The organism is Acinetobacter sp. WCHAc060006, assembly GCF_004209135.1.
GTDB lineage: Bacteria > Pseudomonadota > Gammaproteobacteria > Pseudomonadales > Moraxellaceae > Acinetobacter > Acinetobacter cumulans.
On the sequence record NZ_SGSS01000035.1, the window covers coordinates 22,449 to 28,743 of the forward strand.

Sequence of the window (6,295 nt, forward strand, 5' to 3'; positions counted from 1 at the left end):
ACTTTAGTGACAAAACATTCAGCAATTTGGAAAAAAAGTTCATTGTTTTTGAACGAGGCGGTGTCTAAAGTATCTGACTAAAATACTTGTCCGCATGGATTGGGTAAGACAATAAATTTTGGAGTATATATGCGCACCTTATACCAGTTTCCTTTATCGCATTTTTGTGAAAAAGCACGCTGGCTACTCGACCATAAAGAGCTTGAATATACTGCTCATAATTTGATGCCTGGTGTGCATCGTGCTTTTGCTCAGCTTAAAACAGGTCAAAATAAACTTCCTATTTTGCGTGATGAAGAATGTTGGGTTGCAGATTCTACGCAAATTGCACTGTATTTAGATGAAAAGTACCCAGAACATGGCTTGCTGAGGGCTGATCCTCAATTACGCACTCAAGCTTTAGATATTAATTTAATGTCAATTGAATTGGGGCAACATGTGCGCCGTTGGGGGTTGTCACATGTGCTGAATGAAGGTGGTGAGTCTTTAGATATCTTAATTGGTGAAAAAGGCTACTTACGCCAATTTGAAAAATACAGTAAACCAATTTTGAAAGCGATTATGTCCAAAGGCTATCAGCTTGATAGCGACAAAGTCGCGCAATCAAAAACACAGATGCAACAACTCATTGAACAGCTGAATGAAAAAATTATTGAGCAGGGTGGTCGTTATTTTGTTGGCGACCGCATCGGTTTAGCAGATATTGCAGTTTGCTCGATGCTTGCACCTATCTTAGAGCTTGCAGGTACACCGTGGGAAAAAGAATCCGAAGATTTATTGTCGGATGAATTTAAAGACTATAAGGCCTACTTGCAGGAACTTCCATTAGGCCAATATGTACAACGAATATATCAAACAGAACGCAATGCACGGGTGGATTGGCGGGGTGTTTAATATGGTTGTTAATTAAGATTTAGACTCGTTTAAGGGTAAATCAAAAAGAATGCTGAAATCGTATCGAATTGACTTAAAGTATTAAAAAAACGCACCAGAAGGTGCATTTTTTTAATAGTACTTAGTAATAAATACTTTGCCTAGACAGCTTATACATAAGACGTAGGTGTATTTAGATCTAGCACAGGAGCTGTCAAAGGTAATGTGGTAATTAATTCAGGAATGTTACCAGTTAATAAGCCAGCAATTTTATTGGCTGCTTCACCTAATTGTGGCGCAATTGTACTAAGGTCAATCTGACCTAATCCACTTGCATTCGATAGAAGATCTGAAAGGTTTGGTAAGCTGGTCGTTGTTGAGCTGTTGCTGTCGTGGCTTTGATCTGTAGATGGTTTGCTTAAGCTACCTAGTAGGTCGCCCAAGTCTGGAATATGTACGTTATCAAGTAAGTTGCTGAAATCACCTTTTTGATCCAGTACTGCAATGACTGGTTTCAATGAGTCAATGATATTATTTAGGTCGCTAGAAAGTGTTAATAATGATGGATTGCTTGTAAAGTCGATAATCGCTTTTACGCTGTTCAGTAAGTTATAAACGGTATTCACAGTTGTAACTTGGTCAGTATCTAAACTGCCACTGTCTGCCAGTAATTTGAGTAAAGGGCTAATCCCTTTAATCACACCTGAAATAGTTTCTGGAATATTCCCTTCGTTGGCTTTGGTTAATGTTCCTACTAAGGTTGTTACGCTACCAATTACTGAAGGTAAAGCTTTTTGCAGAAGTGCCATGTCAATTTTGGAGTTACCTGTATCGATAGATGCAAGTAATGGCATTAATGCTTGTGTAGCACCTTTGGCAATATCACCAAAATCAACATTACCCGATGTTGCACTGCCTGCAACTTGAATAATCGGCTGCGCAATATCAATGATTTTACTTAATGTGCTCACAATTTGACTCACGTCAGTATTGCTACTAGCACCTGCTAAAATTGTGAGCAGTGGTTTAACCGCGGTAATTGCAGAGGAAACGCTATCTGATACATTGCCTTGATTGCCGAAGCTATTGATTAAGGTTGTAATGCTATTTACAATAGTAGGTAAAGACTGTAATAGTTGGCTTTGATTAATAGATGAAGTACCATTTACTGATTGAAGTAAAGGTTGCAGAGTCTGCATCAGCGTATTGATGGTATCTGTATTCAGGGTTGGCTTTGCAGTACTAGCGCTTAGACTAGTCATTAAACTCATGAGCTTAGGTAAAGAACTTGATAAGCTACTGAGGTCAATCGTCGTTGGTTTGTTGGTAATTGAACTGATGATGGAACTAATTGGGTTAATAATAGTACTGAGACTATTTTGAATACTGCTGAGTTGTGTATTTGAGCTAAGAACCGGACTAATTTTAGTGCTGAGTAAGCTAATTAATTTAATTGCCATTTTTTATTCATTCCTTGTTATTTTCTAATCTGCTTTATTTTTGAGGGGGTCTTGTAAAGCAAATCTTTTTTAAACTGATTCAATTAAAATGTAAAATATTGAAAAATCCAGTAAAAATAAAAAAAGAGAAGTTCATCACAAAAAAATAATCTGTATATTGTTTTAATTAACTGAAAATAAAAGAATCTGTATTTAGTCGGATGATTTAAAAATTCTGACCAATGGTATACAGATGTATCGTATTTAAAGCTGAATTTTGCATTTATCTACATGATTTACATTAAGGCACAAGTACGCTATTTTTTATAAAAAGGATATTTGGTGATAAAAAATTCGAAAAATATGGAAATAACTGAAAAATAAATTTGCATTTCTCGTTTTCTTCTTTACATTAATTATTTATGTCACTTTTTAAGTGATTGTCGTACGAAAACAAAATAAATGTATATAAAGCTGTAGTTATGATGGAGCAAGGCATGGAATTAGATCGCTTTGATAAGCAAATTTTAGAAATATTAACCAATGAAGATCTGAATCTTAATGAATTGTCTGAGCGGATTAATTTATCAGTCAGTTCAGTCCATCGCCGTATTAAGCACTTGATTGATCAAAATATTATTTCTGGATTAAAACGAGAACTCAATTATCAGAAACTCGGTTTTAGTCTGCATGTGCTCTTGCAAGTATCATTAAGTAAGCATGATACAGACACCTTTGCAAAATTTCTAGAAGAGTTAGAAAGTATTCCTGAAGTGATTAATGCTTTTTTAGTGACGGGCCAATCTGCAGATTTTATTGTAGAAGTTGTTGCAAAAGATATGGAAAATTACAGCGATGTACTGTTAAAACGTATTGGAAAAATTGAACATGTGGTCGCACTGCATTCGAGTTTTGTGATTAAAGAATATAACGTATTTAATTGCACAGGATTGTTGAGCAAAGCTTAGTGACTTATCTTCATCTTATATGCAATAAATAAAAACGCGCCAATTGGCGCGTTTTTTTAGATGTATCTCGTTTTCAGCTTGATCAGTCGCCAAGTTGAGCAAGAACTTCATCCGTAAATTCAACGTTTGTATAAACGTTTTGTACATCATCAAGGTCTTCAAACATATCGATCATTTTTACGATTTTCTTCGCTTGATCAACATCTGAAATTAATGCCTTAGTAGAAGGGTTCATTACAACTTCAGCGTTATCAGATTTTAAACCTGCAGCAGTTAAAGCATCTTGAACTTCACCAAATGTTTCTGGTGTTGTAATGACTAGAATTTCTTCTTCATCAACTTCAATATCTTCTGCGCCAGCTTCTAAAGCCACGTCCATGATTTTATCTTCTAAAGATACATCTTCAAAAGTAATCTCACCACGTTTAGTAAACATGTAGGCAACAGAGCCTGCTGTACCTAAGTTACCATCAGTTTTTGAGAAGCAGTGACGAACATCTGGAACCGTACGGTTTAGGTTATCTGTCATTGTTTCAACAATAACAGCAACACCACCCACACCATAACCTTCGTAAGTCACTTCTTTTAGGTCTGCATTTTCTTCACCACCAACACCACGTGCAATTGCACGGTTAATAGTGTCACGTGTCATGTTTGCAACTAATGCTTTTTCGACTACTGCACGTAAACGTGGGTTAGAAGCAACATCGCCACCCCCTAAACGCGCTGCAGTAACGATTTCACGAATAAATTTTGTGAATACTTTAGCGCGACTCGCATCTTGTTTTGCTTTACGATGCTTTGTGTTAGCCCACTTGGAATGACCCGCCATGCGAAATATGCTCCTTGTAGATTGGCCTTATGCCTATCAAATTGTGCAAATTCTACCATAAGCACTTTTTTCTGATAAAGGGCTTAGCTTAGAGTTTTTAAACAATCAAAAATTTAGTTTTTAGATTCTGGGATAATAATATCCAATCCAGTATTTTCTTTATAAAGCTTTTTGAGTAAAGCTAAGTCATGGTCGAGTTCAGTTGGATAGATTTTTCCGAAGATCCCACCTTGTTTGGTTTTTGAATTAGCATACATTAATACAATGGGTACACCAGCGGCTTTAGCAATGTGCCAAAAACCAGTACGTATTGGCTTACGCGCTTCGCCACGCTTTGCTCGGGTCGCTTCAGGAGCAATGACCAAGTTAAATTCTGCGTTATTGGCAAAATGCTCAGCCATCTGAGAAACAATATCTTTATTCGCTTTACGATCGACAGGAATGCCCCCAATTGCATTGAGTAGAGGCTTGAAAGGGCCTTTAAAGAGTTCTTTTTTTATTAAAGTATGTATCTTGATGTTGTAGATGTTGAAAAGCGCTAGTGAAAGTACAGCATCCATCATTGATGTATGTTCAAAGCCAACAATCACTTGTTTTTTTTCTAGCACATCGGGTTCAACATGATAAGTCCAGCCTGCAAGCTTGAATGCAGACTCGCCAATAAATTTATTCAGCATGGGGTGTAAGAAGAGGTTGAAATAAAGTGCTTAATTTCTTCCTGTTTGAATCAACAGTCAAGAGTAAAACCGTATGCTTGATAATAATTTATGCGTGTTTTAATGACGTATTTCTGCCTGTTATTTAGAGTAAAAAAAACTAAGTCAATAAATATTAATTCATTAAATATATTATTTGATATAAAAAAATATTAAAATGCGTGATTTTGCACTTTTTATTCAGTCAGATTCTTATTAGACTTTTGTCTTAGGTGTAAAGAATGCCTATGACAGATTTTATGGTTAAATTTTTTTGGAGACTGAAAAAAATGACTTTAATGAGCGTTTTGAGCTTTGCTCTAGCATTATTTATGTTAGTTGCTGTATGGTCTTTGATCGAAATTCAACTTGAATCTAAAAAGAAAGAAATAATTGAGTCTTAATTGTTCGATTTTGCTGAATGTTTAGAGAAGTGATACAGATATTCTTTTTATTTATAATTAAATAAAGTATTTATTATATATGTTTAATTAGACTTAAAAGCTATTACTTAAAGAAAACAAAGCTTGCACATATAAAGAAATATGATTCAAAACCAAAGTCTGTTACTTATAAACAGTCGTTTTGATACTTTATAAATGTTTTGAAAATGTACAACAAGCGCGAAAAGTACTTGTCTTTTGAAACAATGTTAGATAGTATTCTTTTCGCCTGAACTTGTTGAAATATAACAGTTTCGGTATATATAGGGCCTATAGCTCAGTTGGTTAGAGCAGCGGACTCATAATCCGTTGGTCGACAGTTCAAGTCTGTCTGGGCCCACCATATAAAACAACCACTTACGTGTACTAATCGTAAGTGGTTTTTTTGTTTTTAGATTCTGGTAAGCAAATGGTAAGCAGCTTAAATCAACATTATTCTGTAAGCATTCGCTAAACCCCATAGCTATTTTTTAATTTGAGTTGGGTTTCCATCGGTGTGGAAGTAATTCTTCAATCTGGGTCACTTTATGTATCGGCAACCTTTTCGGCACATCACTTAATTGGGCATGCGGATCCAGTCCATTCAGCTTTGCTGACTGAATCAGGTGTATGATATTAGCTGCTCGCTGACAACTGCTCATCGAGCCAGCAAATAACTAGTTATTACGTCCCAAGGCCCTGGAACACATCTGATTTTAGATCCCTTATGAAGCAATGCTTCTTATGTTGATTGGTAAGTTACCATCAACCAGATAGCGGCCAGAGTGCTTGCCAGTTTTTTAGGCTGTAGTTGATCCTCAGAGCGGTTAGGGAATCCGATAGCAGCGTCAGATGGTGTTAGTTGAGCCATTAATATAGTCTTGATTTGAGGTATTCATTAAAGCGTTCAACTTTGCCTTTGGTCTGTACATAGTAGGGCTTACATAGCGGGGGCAAATACCATATTTTTTTAACACAGTTGAGCTGTTAGAGTTCAAGTTTGGTGACTGATTATATTGTTGCAAGATATTCCCTTAAGATTCTGACCGTTTCTAGATATTCAAAC

Annotated in this window: 6 protein-coding genes, 1 tRNA gene and 2 pseudogenes; 4 read left to right on the forward strand and 5 right to left on the reverse strand. The window is 36.0% G+C overall.

Going from position 1 to position 6,295, the window contains the following annotated elements; genetic code table 11:
* Positions 1 to 129 precede the first annotated feature (129 nt).
* Positions 130 to 894 carry a glutathione S-transferase family protein gene (locus EXE29_RS15260; protein WP_117007726.1) on the forward strand — a complete coding sequence of 255 codons (765 nt, stop codon included), beginning with the start codon at positions 130 to 132 and terminating at the stop codon, positions 892 to 894.
* A 149-nt stretch (positions 895 to 1,043) separates the two neighbouring features.
* Here EXE29_RS15260 and EXE29_RS15265 read toward each other — a convergent pair whose 3' ends face one another.
* A complete protein-coding gene (locus EXE29_RS15265; protein ID WP_120364986.1) occupies positions 1,044 to 2,333 on the reverse strand; it encodes a phage tail family protein in 1,290 nt (429 codons plus the stop codon).
* Between the two features lie 476 nt (positions 2,334 to 2,809).
* Between EXE29_RS15265 and EXE29_RS15270 the strand changes: the two genes are divergently transcribed.
* Positions 2,810 to 3,280 (forward strand): Lrp/AsnC family transcriptional regulator, encoded by a 471-nt coding sequence (locus tag EXE29_RS15270; protein ID WP_106986675.1) that lies wholly within the window; start codon positions 2,810 to 2,812, stop codon positions 3,278 to 3,280.
* An 82-nt stretch (positions 3,281 to 3,362) separates the two neighbouring features.
* On the opposite strand, the gene EXE29_RS15275 is transcribed toward EXE29_RS15270, so the two are convergent.
* Positions 3,363 to 4,112, reverse strand: coding sequence for a YebC/PmpR family DNA-binding transcriptional regulator (locus EXE29_RS15275; RefSeq protein ID WP_120364987.1), 750 nt, complete (start codon positions 4,110 to 4,112; stop codon positions 3,363 to 3,365).
* Between the two features lie 113 nt (positions 4,113 to 4,225).
* A complete protein-coding gene (locus EXE29_RS15280) occupies positions 4,226 to 4,789 on the reverse strand; it encodes a 1-acyl-sn-glycerol-3-phosphate acyltransferase (RefSeq protein ID WP_106986666.1) in 564 nt (187 codons plus the stop codon).
* 260 nt (positions 4,790 to 5,049) lie between these two features.
* Between EXE29_RS15280 and EXE29_RS17540 the strand changes: the two genes are divergently transcribed.
* Both EXE29_RS17540 and EXE29_RS15285 read left to right on the forward strand, forming a co-directional pair.
* Complete coding sequence (locus EXE29_RS17540) at positions 5,050 to 5,211, forward strand: hypothetical protein (protein ID WP_155687858.1); 162 nt, start codon at positions 5,050 to 5,052, stop codon at positions 5,209 to 5,211.
* A 305-nt stretch (positions 5,212 to 5,516) separates the two neighbouring features.
* Positions 5,517 to 5,593 (forward strand) — tRNA-Ile (locus tag EXE29_RS15285).
* A 127-nt stretch (positions 5,594 to 5,720) separates the two neighbouring features.
* On the opposite strand, the pseudogene EXE29_RS15290 reads toward EXE29_RS15285, so the two are convergent.
* Positions 5,721 to 6,087 (reverse strand): annotated as a pseudogene (locus EXE29_RS15290) (transposase domain-containing protein); the annotation flags it as partial.
* A gap of 24 nt (positions 6,088 to 6,111) precedes the next feature.
* Positions 6,112 to 6,213 (reverse strand): annotated as a pseudogene (locus EXE29_RS17775) (IS21 family transposase); the annotation flags it as partial.
* Positions 6,214 to 6,295 lie beyond the last annotated feature (82 nt).